Source organism: Streptomyces sp. NPDC058470 (assembly GCF_042721055.1).
Classification (GTDB): domain Bacteria; phylum Actinomycetota; class Actinomycetes; order Streptomycetales; family Streptomycetaceae; genus Streptomyces.
The window spans coordinates 23,328-41,397 of record NZ_JBHXMF010000075.1; the positions used below are offsets into that span (position 1 = coordinate 23,328).

At 69.1% G+C, this 18,070-nt stretch carries 13 protein-coding genes; 4 read left to right on the forward strand and 9 right to left on the reverse strand.

From position 1 onward, the window contains the following. Nucleotides 1-320: 320 nt before the first annotated feature. From ACFWP7_RS37430 to ACFWP7_RS37460, 7 genes are all read right to left on the reverse strand, one after another. Nucleotides 321-500, reverse strand: a complete 180-nt coding sequence (locus tag ACFWP7_RS37430) for a hypothetical protein (RefSeq protein ID WP_384391329.1) — start codon at nucleotides 498-500, stop codon at nucleotides 321-323. A 25-nt stretch (nucleotides 501-525) separates the two neighbouring features. Further along, nucleotides 526-879, reverse strand: a complete 354-nt coding sequence (locus ACFWP7_RS37435; RefSeq protein WP_384391332.1) for a helicase associated domain-containing protein — start codon at nucleotides 877-879, stop codon at nucleotides 526-528. A 282-nt stretch (nucleotides 880-1,161) separates the two neighbouring features. After that, entirely contained in the window at nucleotides 1,162-2,115 is a 954-nt protein-coding gene (locus tag ACFWP7_RS37440) for a TniQ family protein (RefSeq protein WP_384391334.1), read from the reverse strand. Then, nucleotides 2,112-3,098: a TniB family NTP-binding protein gene (locus ACFWP7_RS37445; protein ID WP_384391337.1), complete on the reverse strand. Its 987-nt coding sequence runs from the start codon at nucleotides 3,096-3,098 to the stop codon at nucleotides 2,112-2,114. The genes ACFWP7_RS37440 and ACFWP7_RS37445 overlap by 4 nt, the downstream gene beginning before the upstream one ends. A 116-nt stretch (nucleotides 3,099-3,214) precedes the next feature. Then, nucleotides 3,215-5,371, reverse strand: coding sequence for a transposase (locus ACFWP7_RS37450; protein ID WP_384391340.1), 2,157 nt, complete (start codon nucleotides 5,369-5,371; stop codon nucleotides 3,215-3,217). Next, complete coding sequence (locus ACFWP7_RS37455) at nucleotides 5,352-6,206, reverse strand: TnsA-like heteromeric transposase endonuclease subunit (protein WP_384391358.1); 855 nt, start codon at nucleotides 6,204-6,206, stop codon at nucleotides 5,352-5,354. Before ACFWP7_RS37455 ends, ACFWP7_RS37450 begins: the two co-directional genes overlap by 20 nt. Before the next feature lie 102 nt (nucleotides 6,207-6,308). Continuing rightward, entirely contained in the window at nucleotides 6,309-8,663 is a 2,355-nt protein-coding gene (locus ACFWP7_RS37460; RefSeq protein WP_384391342.1) for a helicase associated domain-containing protein, read from the reverse strand. A 215-nt stretch (nucleotides 8,664-8,878) separates the two neighbouring features. Between ACFWP7_RS37460 and tap the strand changes: the two genes are divergently transcribed. From tap to ACFWP7_RS37480, 4 genes are all read left to right on the forward strand, one after another. After that, nucleotides 8,879-11,119, forward strand: a complete 2,241-nt coding sequence (gene tap / locus ACFWP7_RS37465; protein WP_384391344.1) for a telomere-associated protein Tap — start codon at nucleotides 8,879-8,881, stop codon at nucleotides 11,117-11,119. Nucleotides 11,120-11,125: 6 nt separating this feature from the next. Further along, nucleotides 11,126-11,683, forward strand: a complete 558-nt coding sequence (gene tpg / locus ACFWP7_RS37470; RefSeq protein WP_359857237.1) for a telomere-protecting terminal protein Tpg — start codon at nucleotides 11,126-11,128, stop codon at nucleotides 11,681-11,683. A 241-nt stretch (nucleotides 11,684-11,924) separates the two neighbouring features. Further along, nucleotides 11,925-12,884, forward strand: coding sequence for a hypothetical protein (locus tag ACFWP7_RS37475; RefSeq protein ID WP_384391347.1), 960 nt, complete (start codon nucleotides 11,925-11,927; stop codon nucleotides 12,882-12,884). 231 nt (nucleotides 12,885-13,115) lie between these two features. Continuing rightward, nucleotides 13,116-14,090, forward strand: coding sequence for a hypothetical protein (locus ACFWP7_RS37480; RefSeq protein WP_384391350.1), 975 nt, complete (start codon nucleotides 13,116-13,118; stop codon nucleotides 14,088-14,090). Between the two features lie 128 nt (nucleotides 14,091-14,218). Here ACFWP7_RS37480 and ACFWP7_RS37485 read toward each other — a convergent pair whose 3' ends face one another. Both ACFWP7_RS37485 and ACFWP7_RS37490 read right to left on the reverse strand, forming a co-directional pair. Beyond that, on the reverse strand, nucleotides 14,219-16,912 hold the full coding sequence (locus ACFWP7_RS37485) for a Helicase associated domain protein (RefSeq protein WP_384391353.1): 2,694 nt from the start codon (nucleotides 16,910-16,912) through the stop codon (nucleotides 14,219-14,221). Then, nucleotides 16,909-17,556, reverse strand: coding sequence for a hypothetical protein (locus tag ACFWP7_RS37490; RefSeq protein ID WP_384391355.1), 648 nt, complete (start codon nucleotides 17,554-17,556; stop codon nucleotides 16,909-16,911). Before ACFWP7_RS37490 ends, ACFWP7_RS37485 begins: the two co-directional genes overlap by 4 nt. Between the last annotated feature and the right edge of the window lie 514 nt (nucleotides 17,557-18,070).

Consider the following 18,070-nt stretch of genomic DNA (forward strand, 5'->3'; position numbering starts at 1 on the left):
AAGGCCCCCCATCCGTCAATTCTCACCTGCGCATCTCGCCGAACCAATTACAGCCATCCAGTGGCCTCTGCCGTCCGGCCGATTCCGGGGCGAGGCCCTCGATGGCGGCGAACTGCCGTGCTCAACTGGCCAGAAGAATTACTCAGTCACAGGTTGTGAGACCGCGGCGTTCGGGTGTGGTCGGGGCGCTCGACTTCCCGTTGGGGCAGCGGCTGTGCCGGAGCGGGACGCGCGGTGGCTGCGGCGGGCCGGGCCGGGGCGGGCTCGTCGGCAGCGCGGGACTCGATGTCGACGACGGCGGAGGCGATTTCGTCCTTGCGTCATTTCTCGGGGGAGTTGTGGTTGACCAGGCCGCCTGCGTAGGCCATGCGCGGCAGTTCGGCCTTGGTGTGGTTGTGCATCAGTTCGTTCATGCGCTGCACCCGCGCCCTGCTTCGCGCCGCCTGGGCGTCGCGTCCTTCCTCCGTCATCGTGTTGCCCTGGTCGTGGTCCTCCTGCACGTCGGACGGCGTGGACGGGACGGGACTATCGTCCGTCGGTGCCGGGCTGCCGGACAGGGCCGGCACTGCTGCGGATCTTCGCCCAGGGCACGCCCAGCTCAGCGAGCGTTGCTCGCTGCTCCTGGGTGAGTTTGTCCCGCCTCGATTTGGTGTTGGAGACCCATACGCCCAGCTTCACGACTACCGGCTCTGTCTCGCCGTCGACCGCGATCTGCTCGCTGTGCCCGCGCGGCACCGGGCGGTCCGTGCCCTCTCGTTCCACCCACTGCGCGAGGGCCTGTACGCCCCGATGGAACGCCTGCTGCGCCTTGCCCGGGCCCTTCGTCGTGGGCGTGGCCGCCGGCGCGGGAGACGGCGCCTCAAGCGGCTTGATGCCCAACTGGGACAGCCGCTCGTGCTGTTCTGTGACGGAGCAGTGATCTTCAGGGAGCTTGGTTGCTTTGGTCTGGTGTCCCGTCTTTTGGGGTGGGACTCGGGACGGCTGAAGCGGTTGGGTTCGGGCGTGGTGGGCGTGGGCTGGTGGGTGTGTTCGGTTTGGTTGTTCGGGCGCTTGGCCTGCGGTCCGGTAGTTATGTGGGATTGATCTTGGGTTTCTTGTAGGTGTGGTGGCACGTCTACAGGCGGCTGTGTTCTCTGAGGGTTTTGGAGTTCGTTTTGGTGGTCAGTGGCGTGTGTGGGTGAGGAAGGTCCGGAGGGGGTCGTTCGCGTTGAGGGGCAGGCGGGGCAGTTCGAGTCGGTGGGCGATGAGGCTGAGGGCGTCGTCGGTGTCATGGTGTGGCGGGTTCGGGAGAGTGGCGAGTGTGCGGGCGAGGGTGATGGTTTCGGGGTAGGTGACCAGGTCGCGTGCCAGGAGGGCGGGGGAGGCGCTGCTTGTGGTGGCCAGGTGGGGGTTGTCAGTGATCAGTTGGGTGAGGCGGGTGTGCCAGCGGTGGGTGAGGTGTTGCTGGTGGTCGTACCAGCGGGTGGTGATGGCGCGTGCTGTGGTCCATGCGGTGATGGCGCGGGGGTGTCGTAGGAGGCGTTGGTGGGTGTGGTGCGTGGCGGTGAGTTCTGACGTGGCCCAGGTGCGGAGGGTGGCGGTGAGTCGTGGGTCGGGGGCGGCTTGGTGGTGGCGTGGGCACATCAGCCGGTGTGGCGCCGGGTGGACCCAGGCGGTGTCGGTGGCGTCGTGGCTGCGGTGGCGGGTGCACGGGGTGCAGGCGCGGACGGGCTGCTGTTCGGTTTCGAGCCGCTTCCAGCGCGCGGCTGCTCCGGTGCAGTGGGCGTCGCCGAGCAGGGCGAGGTGGGGCAGGGCGCGTGTCAGGTGGGGGAGTGGGGTGCGGGTCAGGACGGTGAGGTGCTGGGCCGCGTTGTGGTTGAGGTGGAGTTCGGCTGCGGGCAGGGTGCCGTGGCCGTGGAGGGTGATGCCGGTGCCGTCGAGGAGTTGGGGCAGCGTCAACTGGTAGGCGGTGGCGAGGCGTTGCACGTAGGAGGCGGTCGCCTCGAAGGGCAGTGGCCGTACACGGAGCACGCCCGGAGCGGCTGACGGGATCCGCAGCCATGCCCCTGCGACGACGATGCGCCGTGCGGCGCCGGCCCCTGCTGTGGCGCGGGTTGTGACGTCTGACCGGCTCACGAGGTGCCGGTACTCCGGCTTCGCGGCCGGGTGTGGGGGCGGTAGTGCTGTTCGGCGAGGTGGTCGAGGCGGATGGCTTCGAGGGTGGTTTTGGTGATGCGTTCGGTGCCGTCGATGAGGGCGGTGATGGCGGCCTGGCGGATGAGGCGGGCGAGGCTGCCGATGCGGCCGGCGGAGCGCTCGTGCAGGTAGGGAGTCAGCGGGGGGAGGGTTCCGGGCCGGTGGTGGCGCAGGTCGAGCGCGCCTTCCATGGCGGTGATGAGGTCGCGGAAGGGCTCTTCGTCGCCGAGGCGGGCGGGGAAGGGGTCGCAGTCGATGAGGGAGGCGCGTCCGGCGAGCTGGGCTCCGCGTACCCCGGTGAACAGGGGTGTGGTGGTGACGTCGATTCCGGCGTATACGAAGGTGGCGCCGATGCGTTCGGTGAGGTCTTTGATCAGGTCGGCGCTCTGGGCGCCGGTGGTGGTGCGGGGGTTGAGCCGGTGGATCTCGTCGATCATCACCAGCTGGACGCCTGCGGCGGTGTAGGTGTGGCAGACGGAGTTGGTGATCTGGGCCTGGGACATGCCGGCGGCGACGGGGATGCCGAGGTAGCGGGCGAACTCGGCGGCGAGGGTCTTGGCACTGGCGGCGGGCGGGACCAGAACGTAGGCGACCGGGACCTGCCCAGCTGCAGCCGCGGGGCCGTGCCGGCGGGTGTGGGCGAGGTGGCAGGCGCGCCCGACCTGGAGCAGAGCGGTGGTTTTTCCGGCACCGGCGGGGCCGGTGACGATCAGGGAAGGCCGCGCGGTGACCGTCTGGTGGCGGCCGAGGACCATCAGGGTGCGCACGTTCTTGGCGAGGGCGTCGATGGCGGGGGTGCGCACGGTGACGAACCGCGAGTGATAGGCCAGGCGTTCCTCAAAGCTGCGGTGCGGCGTGCCGGGTGGGGGAGGAGCCGCTACGGGGGTGGTGGCGAAGGCCTTAAAGCCGTCCCAGGTGGTCACCGCCTGTGGCTGTGGATCAGGGGCGTCGCCGGCGGTGCTTGCCGCGGCACCGGCAGACCGGTGTGCTGTCGACGGGGAGCCGCCGGCCGTCGTATCGCTCGTGCCCGGCGAGGCGTTCACCACTGCTCGGCTTCCGCTTCGGCGTCCCACAGCCCGTACCCGCCTGCCTCGGCCGGCAGTACGCCCGTGCCCTCCGGCTCGCTTGTGCCGGTCTCGGCCACGGTGTCGACGCTGATGAGGTCGTCCAGGCTCTCGCTCCAGTCCGGTGCCGGGGCCGGTGCGGTCTCTGCGTCGAGTGGGCGCCGCTGGCCTGGAAGATCGGGCAACTGTGCTGCCGTACCGGAGCGGGAGGCTCTCCGGCGGCGGGTTTTCTGCTCGGTCTCGGCGGGGTGGCGGGTGCGGCGCAGGAGCTGGTCGAGGGCATCGGCGAGGTCGGCCTCATGCTGCTCGCGGTCCCCGCGTTGTTCGACCTCGGTCTGGACGTGGCGCCAGAGGGCATCGTTGAAGGGCTGGTGGACGTGGTCGCGGTGGATCCACGGGATTTCGTGGAGGTGTCCGTCGGTGAGGCGGATGAAGATCTGGCGGGCGTCGTGGGGGTTGTGGTGGACCTCCCACTTGCCGTCCTTGGCCTCGACGGGGGAGCGCTGGCTGCGGTGGGGGTCGAGGATGTCGTGGTTGTAGGTGCGGTAGTCGAGGCGGATGCCGCGTTCGGTGATGGGCTGCCAGCGCACCGGCAGCAGTTCGAGGTAGTCGGCCCCGGTCAGCGGCACGGGGACGTAGCCGCTGATGGTGATCAGCGCGGCCCACATCTGGTTCGGGGTGAGGGCGGTTTTGGGCAGGACGGGGTGGCGCAGTCCGTCGTGGGACCGGTTCTGCCAGCCGCAGGTGATCCATTCGTCGAGGAAGTCCTGCAGCTGCGGGATCGTCCACCGTGCTTCGGCCGCCGTCGCTGAGCCGCGGCGCTGGGGGTTGGAGCCGGTGTGGCCGGCGACGTGCTGGCAGAACAGGTCGTTGATCGAGCCGAAGGTTCGCTCCACCACGGCCTTGGCCTGCGGCCGCCTCGGTGGCGCGGGCTGCACGCTCACTCCGAGTGTTTCGCAGGCGGCGACGAAGCCCTGCGAGAGGTAGATCTTCCCGCGGTCGACGACGATCGTCTCGGGCACGATCACCGGCCGCGCAGCTGCTCCCTCCAGCCGCTCGTCCAGCGACAGCATCCGCTCATAGGGCACTTCGGCCCGCGACAGGTGAAGCGAGGTGGGCCAGGTCGGCCTGGCCGGGTGAGGGACGGCCATCTCGGCCAGGAGCAGGGCGGCGTCGACGGCTTTGGTGCTGTGCGGGCGCAGGACGGCGGCCAGGATGGAGCGGGTGGCGACGTCGACGGCGATCGTCAACTCCGGCCGGCCCAGGCTGCCGTCCTCCAGGACGGCCATGATGTCCAGACGGGTGGTGTCGATCTGCACCTGCTCACCGGGCCGCAGCACCACCAGCGCCGACGATGAGGCGCGGGCGGGTGCGGTGGCGGTACGCGCCGGGCGTCCCGGACGGTCGGCCGGGTCGGCCAGCACACTCACCAGCCGGTAGAACGTCGAGCGTGACGGCATCTCCACCACCCCGCGCCCATGGGTGTCCTCCAGGATCTGTCCGACCAGTACCTGCAGTCCCTTCACCGTTCCCTTCGACCGGCCCCGCTGGCGCCGCAGTGCCTCCAGCACCGCGGCCACGACCCGCTCGTCGGCATATCCCGTCGGGTGACGGCCACGGGCCGGCACCGCGCGTTTGTCGACCAGCCCCCACAAGCCCTGTTTGCGGTAGGCGTGCCGCATCCGCTCCACCGTCGTACGCGTCACCCGGGCGAAGCCGAGCGCCGCCAGCTCCTGCGCCTTGGCCGCATCCCGCTGCGTCAGCGTCCACCGCTCGGGGTCGTACTCCGGCCGCATCGTCTGGCCGTCACGGCCACCCTCAGGGTGCGGCCATCCGGTCTCGACCTCCCGGATATGGGGCAGCCAGGCCAGCGCCCGCTGCTGGGCCGCCACCGGAACGGTTTCGAACAGTCCCCACTGCGGCACCACGTCCGGCGCCCGCGCGCCCACCACTTCGAAGCCCGGATCGGCGAACAACCGCCCCAGCAGCAGGCTCACTTCGGCGCCAGTCTCCTGCAGCAGGTAGACCCGCGGCCCTTGCAGGGCGGCGACCTGCCAGGTCTGTCCCCGGTAGGTGACGTGCGCGCCGACCTCCACCACCGGTCGTTGGCTCTTACCGCGTGTGCCGCCCACTGCACTCACCCCTTCCTTGGCCGCCCCCGGCGTCCAGCCGCGTTTCGACGCCCCCACCACTACGTTCTGCGTCAGCGCAGACCAGCGCCTCCTCGTGCAGCGGCTCATCAAGAGACGTCGTCAGACGCCCGCACCACAGGGCGTGATAGACAGCCGGCAGTACTTGCAGAGGCTCACCCACCGCGGCTGCGCCGTCGGCCAGCGGCCGCGGCACGGCGAATACTTCGGCCAGCGCGGCCTGCAGCCCGGGCGGGCCCTGATTGCGCGGGTGGCGGTAGCCGGCCAGCCACCGCAGATTCGCCGCCACCACCGCCGGAGGCGGCTCGAGGCGCCGGTAGGACCAGCCCACGCGGGCACACGCCTCTTCCAGGACCACCCGCGCCCGCTGCGCCCTGTCTCCACCGATGCTCGGGGTGGAGGGGCAGTCGGCGAGCAGGCCGGTGGCGTCCGCGTACCGGGCGAACAGCTGAGGCACCCACGAACGCACCTGCCCGTCGGCATCCCGCCACAGCAGCCGTACCGGACGTGCGGACAGACCGATCACATGCGGATTCCGGTCCAGGACCATCAGCTGGGTGCGCATTGCTGCCGAACCGTGTACGACGTGCCGTCCGGTGGTCGCCGACCACCACCAGCCCGGCCCCCACCGGCGGCCCGGCACGACAGGAAACGCGGATACCGGCGCGAGGTCCTCGAACCGCGCCGACGCCGCCGCCTGACCCCACGGCAGTTGCGTCACCTGCCCGGCGGCCGTGGCGAACGCGGCTTCGATTCCCGCACCGGCGCCTCTTACGGCAGCCTGCTGCACCCGCCTGCTGTGCTCGTGCCCCTCCACACTCAACAGCCAAGTCCATGGGGGGCAGCTGAACACCGTGATCCGGATCCGCCACCCGAACGGGTGAACGGCGACTGTGATGCCGAGCTCTTGCAACCGTGGTCAGACCGGGAAGATTCGCAGTTCCTGCAGGAGCCGCTGTTGACCGGGTAACAAGGCATGGCGATGAGCAAGTTGCTCGCTGAACCAGGAGCCCAGCTTGGGCGGTGGTTCGAGGCCGGCGGTGAGCAGGAGACGCAGACGGTGGTAATCGCGCTGCCATACGAACGCCCACGGAGGGAACCACCACGGATCCAGAGCAGCGAGGGACTGCATGCCCGGCCACGGATCCGGTGAGCGGCGCGCGTGGGCCCCGGCCGCTCCCCGCTTGCTGGCGAGCCACCTGCCCAGCGGGAACCCGTTGTGCTGGACGGGGTGCGGCAGCGCCAAGTGGCCGTGAACACCGGCGTAATCCCGGGCATGGGCCAAGCCCACGGCGAAGTCGATCCGGGCACCGGTGGGGCGGTACCGCGCCGTCCGCCTCGCTTGTGCGGCCTCGCCGGTGATGCCGATCTTCCGCAGTAGATCTTGCTGGCGGGGGTGGAGCTCTTCGAACAAGGCGCACTGCGCGTACAGCCACGATGCGGCAGACGCCCCAACCCCGGCGAAGTCATCCCCCGGCACCAGCAGCTGATGGCTGCCGCACTGCTTGCGGGCGTGGTGGTAGGCCCGTTGCCATGCCAGGGGCCACGGCGGGTTCCACCACGGGTCGATAGAGGACAGCGCACGGCTCCGGTCGGTTTCCATCTCCGCCATACGGGCCCGGTTGCGTTGGCTCATCAGCCATTGCCCAAGAGGAAAACCATCATGGCGCGTGCTCTTGGACGTGGCGAGGTGGCCGTGGACGGCGGCAAAGGCTCGAGCGCAGTCCAGGCCGACCGCGAAGGCCTGAGCAAGGCTTTTGCGGCGAGGGTGTGCTGAGCGGGCGTGCGCGGGCCGGATTCCGAGATCTGCGAGCAGGCGTTGCTGGCCCACGTGGAGGTCGTCGTACCGGGAACACTGCTCATGGAGCCACTCGCCCAAGGCGAGACTGGTGCCGGGGAATCCTGCCGTGGCGTCGACGGGGCCGTGCTTTCGAACGTGTTCCAGCGCGCGGTGGTACGTCCGTCGCCAGGAGATGGGCCAGGGACCATTCCACCAGGGATCGATGCGATGCAGGGCCCGCGCCCGATCGACAGGAAGCGCCGCTACTCCGGTTCTCTGATTGGCCAGCCACGTTCCCAGTGCGAATCCCTCGTGACGGCCGTACTTCGGAACGGCGAGATGCCCGTGACGCACCGCGTAGGAACGGGCGTGTGCCAAGCCGACCTGATACGCCTGCTCTGCAAGGGACGGCCTTCCTGCCGCTGGAGCGCTGCCGAAGGGCTGCTTGAGGCGCAGCTCCCGCACCTGTGCCGCAAGCCCACGAGGCCGGTGCGCGACCGGAACCGCCCACACGTCTTCCTCGGGCACTGTTCCGCGCCCCTGCCGCACACACGCCCGCACCCAGGCGAACAAGGCTCCTGCGCTGGAGGTGGCGAGCTGCTTCGCTAGCCACGGGCGGTCCAGACGGTGGGCCAGCTCGGTCAGCAGACGGGGTACCTCGGCCAGCGTGTGCGGCATCTGACCGTGCGTGTCTTCCAAGACGCGTTGTCGCCACAACCGGTCACAAAGAACCGTCGTGACCGCGACAGCCTCGGGATACGTCACCATGTCCCGGGCGAGCACCGGTATCTCACTCTCGGGGAGATCGGCACGGACATGGCCAAGACGCGCCGGCCAGAGCACCTCGTCCCGCCAGTGCGCATCCCACCAGGAGGCAACGACCGCCTGGGCCACGGCAAAAGCGTTCTCGCACGAGCCTCTACGGCGCAGCAGCGGCAGAAGGCGCTGGTGCGCACGGATCACCTCCGGTACCCCGGCGAGGCTCACCTGGCCTTCAACCAGCGTGACTCTGTCCAGCGCCAGTGAGTCGAGGGACCAGCACTGGTGCCTGATGCAGATCCTTGAACGCAGGTCGGAGTACAGACGGGCAGAACACAGGGCGCCTGTCCGGGCCGCCGTACACAGTCGGCATCCCAGCGTGACGGCAGGAACCGTGCTGCCGGAGGCGAAACGCACGTTCGGCTGGTCACCGTTCGCCTCCGCGTCAGCGCCCTCATCCCAGGAAGGCAGCGCGCGGGACAGATGCGACTCCGGCACCTGGCAGAGGGAGGCCAGTCGGCGCCGCACCGCGGACGCCAGGAACACCTCGCCGACGAGACAGCCCTTTCCCCAGACACCACGCACACCGGGGCCCGCCATCGCAGACAACAAGCCCGTCACGGTGACGTTGTAGCGAGCGGCCAGTCGGTTCACGAACGACAGCGTCGTTTCACCTGCCAGCGGGGCCAGGCGGACGACACCGATCGCCGGCCACGGGGAAAACGGATCCGTCACCTGCCCCTCCACAGTCTCACCAGCGCACGCGATGGGGCCGGTTCCCAAGCACAACACCCGGTCAGACTGCGAGGACACGGTGAGGCTCTCGCCGAACCGCTGCTGTGCCCCAGCCACCCGTCCAGCCGCGCGAGATCAACACGTGAACGCTTCCTGTACGTGTTTGGTACGCGAAATGTGCGCTTCACGCTAGGGTCTGGGGCAGGAGGTGCTGCATGTCCGAGCTGTTCGACGCGGTCGACGCGCTGGTCTCGTCCCGCTCCCCGCTGCCGTCCCCGGCAGAACGCAAACGGCTGCGCCAGGCGCACGGCCTGACGCTGGATGAGGTGGCCGCCGCACTGCAGGTGCGGCGCGCGACGGTCAGCGGCTGGGAGGCCGGCAAGACTGAGCCCAGGCCGCCGGAGCGCGACGCATACGCCCGCATGCTCAAACAGCTCGCGCAGCTCTACCCCGTCGACCCCAACGCCGCGGCGCCCGCGACGGACACGGCGGTCCCCGAGACGCTTGCCGTCCCAGCCGTTCCTGCGTCAACGGCAGTTGAACCGGCCAAAGCCCGCACCGAACCCACAGGACCGATCCTGGAGCCTGCTTCCGAGGACACCGCACTGCGCCCCGCCCCTGTGTCGCAACCGGCGGCCACGACCAGGCCGACGTCGCGCCGTCCGGGAGCGCGCAAGGCCGCCCCTGTCGGCAGCCCAGCCGGTGGCACCGATGTGCGGTTCGAGAACGGTCCGCTCGCGGTCGTCGACGTCGACGTCGACGTCGACGCAGATGGTCAGGTGCTGGCGTACTGCGTCGGCGGCCTGGTCCTGGACGTACCGGCGAAGTCGGTTCCCGCGCTGGTGGAGTGGACGCTGCGCGAAGGGCGGCTCGGTCAGCCGAAGTTGTCCGGGCCGGGCAAGGACGCCGACCCGCTGCTCGTGCTCACCGAGGCCGCGCTGGAGCGCTACGGTCTGCCCGTCGCCCTCACAGAGGAGGAGCGGCTCGCCGGGCGGATCCCGGAGCGGCACAAGGTCATCAAGCAGCTGGCCCGCGCCGACTGGCAGCTGACGAAGCGCGGGTTCGGGCCGTGGGCGAGGATCTACCGTCCCGCGCAGGGTTCGGAGCGGGCGTGCGTGCAGTTGTGCATCCCGTCTTGGGACGCGCTCGACACCCGGCACTGGGCGAATGCGGGGCAGCTGCCGCCGGCGGATCTGGCCCGGCTGCTGGGCACGTATGCGGCCCGGGTGATCACGCCGCGCGGCTCCAGCGCCGTGACCGGCCTGGAGCTGATGACCGCTCTGCACCCGCCGACCCGTGCCTCCGAACCCGATGAGACGGGGAAGCGGCACTCCGAGTACAACCCTGGCTCGCTGGGGAAGGATCCGGTGAACTGCGCGCCGTGCGAGGCCCCCGACGGGCACCCGCTGCTCGCCGATCTGCCGCGTTTCCACCAGCGCACCCCGGCCGAGGTTCTGGTGGAGGAGGCGTACGACTGGGCGCGCCCGCTCACCGACGCTGAATGCCTGCGCCCTCACCTGGTGGGCATCGACGTGAACATGGCCTTTGCCGCTGGCGCGAACGGCCTCCCGGTCGGCCTGGGCGCGCCGACGCATGTCAAGAACCCCGTCTTCGACGCGAAACTGCCCGGCTCCTGGCTGGTCGACCTCAGCCACGTCGACCTGTCCCGCGTGAAGGTGGCCAAGGACAAGTGGGCACAGCTGGACGGCGAGCTGCTGCCCAGTCCGTTCACGCCGAAGGGCGAGTGCCCCGAGGGGCCGGCCTGGTACGCGACGCCGACCGTGGCGTATGCGATGGAGCTCGGCTACGACGTCGCGCCGCTCGAGGCGTACGTCCGCCACGACAACGGCCGCTACCTGGACGGCTGGTACAACCGGCTGCGCGACGCCTACCTCGCCACGATGGCCGACCTCGGCGTGGGCGCGGACCTTCCCCCGGAGGAGTTCCTCGCGGCGATGGACGGCTACCGGCACCGTGACCCTGAGCTGGCGATCGTGGTGTCCGCGATCAAGGCGACCGTGAAGGGCGGGATCGGCAAGCTGCGCGAGCGCCCGCGCGGGGAGGGCTGGAAGCCTGGGCAGCCGTGGCGGGCCCTTGCCCGGCCGACGTGGCGCCCGGACATCCGCGCCGCCGTCATCTCCCGCACCCGCATCAACATGCACCGCAAGATCGTCAAGCACGCCGCCTTCACCGGGCAGTACCCAGTGGCCATCCTCTCGGACTGCGCCGTCTACGCGTCCGACGGACCCTCCCCGCTGGACTTCCTGCCCTACCGGGTCGGCAAGCCACTGCCCGGCGGCTTCAAGCTCGGCATCAACCCCGGCCTGGTCAAGCATGAGGGCACCCAGAGCGTGCTGTGGGGCGAGGGCTTGCGCGAGCAGTTCAACGCCCCAGAGCTCAACCTCGCCCGGTACATCAAGGACGGCACCGTCACCAACGTCGACAACGGGGAGTAGCAGGCGATGAGTGTGTTCGGGGACGGCTTGGAGGCCGCGGTGCACAAGGCATTCACCCGCCCGGCGCCCAAGAACGCGGGCGCGCAGATGCGGTACCTGGTCCAGCAACTCAAGAACACCAAGGCGGTCGCTCAGATGCTGCGGGTCTCCCAGCGCACCGTCGAACGGTACGTGAAGGACCAGATCAAGAAGCCCCGCCCGGACCTCGCCGCGCGCCTGGAGCGCGAGGTGAAGAAGCGGTGGCAGCCGCAGATCCGAGCCAAGGCCCGGCAGAAGGCCGCGACGACCGGCGGCATCGTCCTCGACACCCGTGCCCGGATCGGCTACACCGCACCGATCGGCTCGACCGACGAGGACCGGATCCGACACCTGACCGTGGCATTGCCGCCGCAGTACGCCGCCCGTCTCTTCGAGGCGCAGGAGCAGGGCGCCACCGAGCAGCGTCTACGGGAGATTGTCGCCGAAGGGCTCAAGGACGTGTACTTCCAGGACGGCGGCCGCCGCGCCGGGCAGCTGGAGGAGGTCCGCTTCACCGACATCGAGCACCTCGAGTTCGACCTGTAGGCGCGCCCTGAACACGTCGCGTACCACCCTGTCCGGGGATCGGGCCGTGCTCACCGGAGTTGCGCCTCGGCGGTGCGCCGCACCTAACCGTCGGCCGAGCGGCGGGTTCGATGCGGGAGGGCGCTTGCGACAGATGAAACCGGAGGCGCTGAGGGGCCATTGCGGACCAGAATCCCTCTGGAACGCCAGCCCTCTCACAGCAAGGAGCGCCGACATCCGCAAGCCGATCTCGCCTCAGAACATGAAGAACCTGGCCTTCATCAGGCTGCTGCACCGCCAGGGCATCGAGCAGTCGCTCCTTCCCGAGCCGCTTTCCTTCACCTCGGTGCTGACCTTCCACGACGCTGTGGAGCTGTTCCTCATCGTCACGGCCGAACATCTGGGCGCCGTGGTGAAGGACCGAGACGGGTTCATCAAACGGTTCTTCGAGGGCCTGCACCCCAGTAACTTCCCTGACGGTGTGGAACTGCAGGGGCAGTACGGGATCAAGCGCCTGACCGAACTGCGCAACGGGTTCAAGCACACGGCTGGCTTCCCGGGCCCGAACGCCATCGTGGATGTGAAGGCTGACACCGCTCACTTCTTCGAGGAGAACACCCCCCGGGTCTTCGGCCTCGCTTTCGACGACATCGACCTGGCCGAAGTCGTCCAGCATGGCCAGACGCGCACACACCTGAAGCGGGCCGCACAGCTGGACTCGGAAGGCAACCGCCTCGAAGCTATGGGCACGTTGGCTGTCGCGTTCGAGCAGCTCATGACCGACCAGGTCAACGACGCAGATGCACCGCGCGGTCTGTCCGTCTACAGCTTCGGTGAGCGGCTTTCACGCCATAGCCTCCGCGCCAACCAGGTGCAATCGATCCTGCACCAGCCTGATCATGCATCGCGAAGGGGAGCGCCTGCACGTGCCGCGGAAACGTTGGCCAAGGAGTACACGCACACGCGGGACGTCACCCGGGCCCTGCAAGAGGGCATGCGCCTTATGTCGCTGGGTGTGGACTTCCACCAATACCAGCGATTCACTCAGCTCACACCAGGCGTGAGCTTCACCTACGGCAATCCGGACACCCCCAGCTTCGCTGTAGAGCCCGGATACGCCCCCAACCAGGAAGAGTTCGAATTCTGCCGCCAGTTCGTCATCACGGTGGCCCTCCGCCTCACCGAAATCAATGCGCGCGCCGTACCTCCGTCGTGGCGGTGACGCAGATCCTGAGCTCTGCCCCGGCGCATCGGATGGGAGAGAGCGAGCAGGCGCCAAGGCACTGCTGGAGGATGGGGACGTCGGGGATCAGCCGATCAGCGGCACCGCATGGCGAGCGAGGTGCCCGCCGGTTGTGCTCCTTGCCAGCCCGGGTGAGTGTCGGTCTTCGTCCGGCAGCCTGGTAAAAACAATTCCTCCTATGCTGAACCCGCCGCATGGGATCATGCGTTCATGGCGGAAGATCAGGATCCCCTGGAGGAGCCGGAGAAGTGGGAGCCGGTTGACCTCTCTCGGTTCTATTCGTCGGCGTTCAAGCCGCTGACGGACTACTACACCAACTGGGCAGCGGGTATCAGCAAGCAGCTTTCCGAGGCCGCTGCCGTTAGGCTCGATATCCCCCGGGTCACCTTCGTGCCGCCTGTCGTACGAGCGAATCCCGTTGCCGAGATGCTGGGCAGGCAGTTGGCGGACTTGACGGGCTTCAACGCTATGGTCTGGCAGGCCATGGAGCCGCTGAACCAGTACTACAGGGATCAGTGGCAGGGCATCTTCGCCTCGCTCGCCAACCTGAGAGATCAGATCTTCCCGGAGAACCTCCGAGACGCTGCTCCGACTTTCAAGGTTATGGAGATGCTGTTGATCGACGAGGGCATCCCGCTCATGTGGGTGCCGGGCCCGAAGGTCGTACGCGCTCTGCTGGATGCACCTGACGCGGCTGCTCGACGGCGTGTCATCGGACAGCGGTGGAAGGGCATAACCAACGACTGTGAAGCGGTCCTCGAAGGCATCGACCATCCGCGTCTGCAGGACGACCGTGGCTTCGGATTCGACGTTGTCGGGGCGCTGCGCGACGGGCACACCAGCGCGGCTCAGGCCCTCGCCGCCAACTTGCTCGACTCCCTGATGCAGCGGCACTTCGACAGAGCGAGCCGCGTGCAGCTGACGAAGAACGAGTTCAAGACCAAGGGCATCAAGTTCAACCTGGACGAATACAAGATCCGGATGGCACTTACCTTCGCCCCTGTCTGGTACGCACACGCCAGGTACTTCCCGACCGACGGCGACCCGATCCCGCGCGTATTCGGCCGACACCCGAGTGCCCACGGCGTATCGCGCGCTCAGTACACGCGGATCAACGCCATCTACGGGCTCATGCTGGTGGTGTCGGTGCTCAAGTTCTTCGATCTGGAGATGACCCGGCGGTAGGCGCCCGCCAGGGCGTCATGTGGACGTCCTCTACCGCTGACTGAAAACACGAAGCCCCGGGCCATGACTCCCGGGGTCTCTCTGTGCACTGCTGGTCCGGCCAGTTCGACGACCCGCCAGCAGTGATGTCACGCCCATTCGACGCCCAGTTCTCGGAGCGCCGCCCGCTGCGGGTCACTCAGCCTGTCCCGCCTTGACTTGGAATTGCTCATAAACACCCCCAGCCGGACCGCTACCGGCGCGGCGTCGCCCTCCACCACGATCTCCTCTGCATGGCTCCTGGGGATGCGGTGATGGCCCTCGCGGGCGATGTACTGCGCGAGGGCCTGCAAGCCCCGCTGGAAGGACGCTGACGCCTTACCCGCCGTCTTCCCGGCATCCTTGGCCGCCGGTGCCGGAGCGGGCCGCCCAGCGGGCGTTACGCCCAGCCCAGACAGTCTCCGCTGCTGCTCTTCCGACAGCTCCGCCCAGTAGTTGGCCTGCCGCTGGACCCACCTCCCCAGATCATCGCCCTCAAAGAGCACGCCCGGCTTGATGTCGGGCAGGACGCCGTCGGCGTCTACTAGGTCCGCGAGCACGCGGTAGTGGCGTTGCCAGTCCAGCGGCCATGGGCAGTTCCAGTCCGGGTCGATGGCCACGAGCTGCTGGACCCGGTCCGCGGCCCGTTCCTCGTCCTTGCCGAGCCCGCCCTTGCGGCGGAGGTTGGCCATGCGCTGCCCCACGGGCACCAGTTCGGTGCCCTCCTCGCCCCACACGGCGTCCTGGCGGGGGGCCAGGTGCCCGTGGGCACGGTGGTAGGAGCGCAGCGCGGCGAGCTTGGCCTCCCACGCCTCGTCGCCGGGCTCCCACACCATCCCTTCGTCGTCCAGCTGGGTCTTGCGGTGGTCTTCGAGTTCGCCGGCGCGCAGCGCGCGGCGCTGCTGGTGCACCCACCGGCCCAGCGGGAACTGGGTGACGCCGACCTCGACTTCGGTGTCGTAGGGGACGGCGTAGAGGCCGTGGATGTGGTGCCGGGCCCGGTAGCGGTGCAAGGCCTGGAACCCTTCGAGCCAGACCAGGGAGTCGGGGCGGTAGACGCGAGTGCGCAGGAACGCGGCGATGGTGGCGGCGTCGCGGGGGCCGGCGAAGTGCAGCAGGGCCGATTCGGCGGCCGCGGCTCTCTCGTCCTGGCCCTCCTCGCCGTCGCCTGCGTCCTCGGCGTCCTTGGTGTCGCCGGGGTTGATGATGTTGCCGTCGGCGTCGCGCCGTACATGGACACGCCGCCGCTCCTGGCCGCGGGTGAGGGCGCGGGAGGCGAGCTGTTCGACGAGGCGTTCGTCGTGTGAGCGCAGCCCCTGGAGCACGGCGACGAGCGGCTTGTAGCTGGCGGAGGAGACCATGTTCTCGGGGTCTTCACCGGGGGAGAGGAAGACGGGGACGATAATGCGGGCGACTTTGGTGGTGCCGTCGGGGTTGGGTCGCAGGGCGCGGCCGATGTTCTGCATGATCTCGACTTGGGAGCCGCGGGTGTCGGCGAAGCAGATCGCTTCGACTCCGCGCAGGCCGGTGATGTCGACGCCTTCGCCGAGGACGCGTACGGAGGCGAGGAACGCCCTGTGGACGCGCTTCCCGTTGGCGTCGATGCCGTTGGCGAACTGCCTGATCGCTTCCCGCCGCTCGGAGACGAGGTGGTCGCCGCACAGCCACGCTGACCACACGCGGTCCGCGGGGACGTGGCGGAACGCCTCCAGCTCGTAGGGCGTGGTGCCCATGGAGGAGGGGGGCAGCGAGGCAGCGTCCTGAAGGGCCTGGTCGGACGCCTCGGTCGCGTGCAGTTCGGCCGCGGTCTCGGGAATCTTCGCGGCGAAGGCCTCGGCTTCCTCGACGCGCTGGTGGAAGGTCATCATGGTGCGGATGTTGTGAGCGGCCGCGTGCTCCAGGAGCGCGGTCTGCAGCAGTGCCAGGCGCCGCCCGCGCAAGGCTTCCTCCGAGAGGCCCAGGATCGGGTCGGGGTCGCGGATCTCCAGGACGTCGATCTCGAATCCAGCGAGGATGCCGCGTTCGATCGCCTCGGACAGTCCCAGGTCGGCGATCCGCTCGCCGTAGGGCCCGTTCGGGTCGGAGACCATCGAGGCGATCTCCACTTCCTGGTCCTCCTGACCCTTGCGCGGCCGGGGAGCGGCGAGGACGCGGGGGGTGGCGGTGAGGTAGAGGCGGAAGTCGGCAGGGATTCGGGCGTTGTCGTGGATGGCGGCCCACGGGCGCCCCAGGTCGCCGGCGGTCCCGTGCGCCTCGTCCACGACCAGCAGATCGAACCGTTCCATCTGCTGCCCGTACATCAACTCCCCGCCCGCGAGGGCCATCTCCAGCGGTCCGCGCATCTTCCGCTGACCCGTGAAGTCCCGGGGGTCCTCACGGTCCACAAGGGAGGCGTACGTGGCGAACACGACGACCGGGCCGCTCCCTGCCCACAGCGCCAACTGGATCGGGTTCGTGGTCGTGCGCACGCCGAGCGACTCCAGGACCGCATCCTTCTCCAGCGAACACACCGCGACCATCGGGGAGTTGTGGCCGATCCGGCGCCACGCCTGAACGGTCTGAACGAGGAGATCGAGGGTGGGCACCATGACCAGGATCCGGCCGTCCGGGAAGCAGTCCAACGCGCCCGAGGCGGTCGTGTACGTCTTCCCGGATCCGGTCGCCGACACGATCATGGCCCGCGCCCCCTCGGCGGGCACAAAAGATCTTGCAGGGAACTCGACGATATTACGGTAGCGGCTGACCCACTTTCGGAAGCGTGACTTCTGCCCTACCTGATGCTCCCGGAGCTGAATTGCGGTCATCGTCCCTGCTCCTCGCTCGCGCCAGCTGCGTGCGGAATGCAGGCCGCACCCAAGTCGTTCCAGATCGACGCACCCGCCTTGTGCCAGCCGCCGGGCTTTCCGTCCTTGAAGGGCGGCTTGTCGTCCGGGTCGTAGTGCCCGGCATCGAGCGTGCAGACGATGACGTCCCCGTCACTGTTCCTCGTTCGCGCGGTGCACAGACCGCCGACCTCGCCCAACGCCTCCAGCGCCCGGCGACGTTGCGTGCTATGCGGATAGGTGCGCGGCAGCACGGCCTCCCGGACGAACCTCTCCAGCCGCACCAGGCCGGCCCGCTCACACTGCCTCACGTCCGCGAGATGTACGGCCAGTTCAGCGGCCCCGGCCGACCGGCCACCGCGCCGTGACCAGTCCCGGTCCGCGATGCCCACCAGGGCCTCGCTCAGGGCCGTCACGCCGTCATCCCAGCCGTCCGCGAACACCTCGCCCCGAGAGGCCGGCGCCATGCCGTCCAGCTCGACTACCTCGCTCTGCGCCCCGGCGACCACTCCGGCCTCCAGCGCGGCCACCAGGTCGTCCGCCTCACTCGCGGTCACGCCCTGGGCGGCCAGGAGCGCGAACAGCCTCAACCGGGCGTTGGTGCCCGCCGTCTGATACTGGCTCACCCGGCGCACAGAATCGCTGCTCAGCGCAGGATCGGGTCCGGTAGATTCGTGGTGACCGGTCATCTGCGGTCGTTCCTCTCGGAATTCTGGGGAATTCCCGGATGGTTGAGGGTTGTCCCGTGTTTCTGCCAACGGTACATGCTGCATCAACAAGATGCACGCGGTACACTAGAACCCACACGAACGAGCGACCCTCACCCCCGTAGCCAGCCCGGCCCGCGCCAGCGGGCTCCAAGGTTCTGGAGGCGCAGCCGGAAGGACCGTCAGGCGGGGGAGCGCAGCGGACCCGCCCAGGAGTGCGAAGCGCTCCCTAACTCCCATACTGGAGACCCAACTAGCCGCACCTGACACCCTGTCAGCCACGGCTGCGCGATGCGCGGCCAGCCGGGCGCGCAGCGGCCGGCCCCACCGATCCCTGGAGCGCAGCGGAGGGGATCGCCCTCGCATCGCGAGGGCCAGCGGGAGCGCAGCGACCGCCCCGCTTGCACATCGCGCAGCGATGTGGTACCCGCTC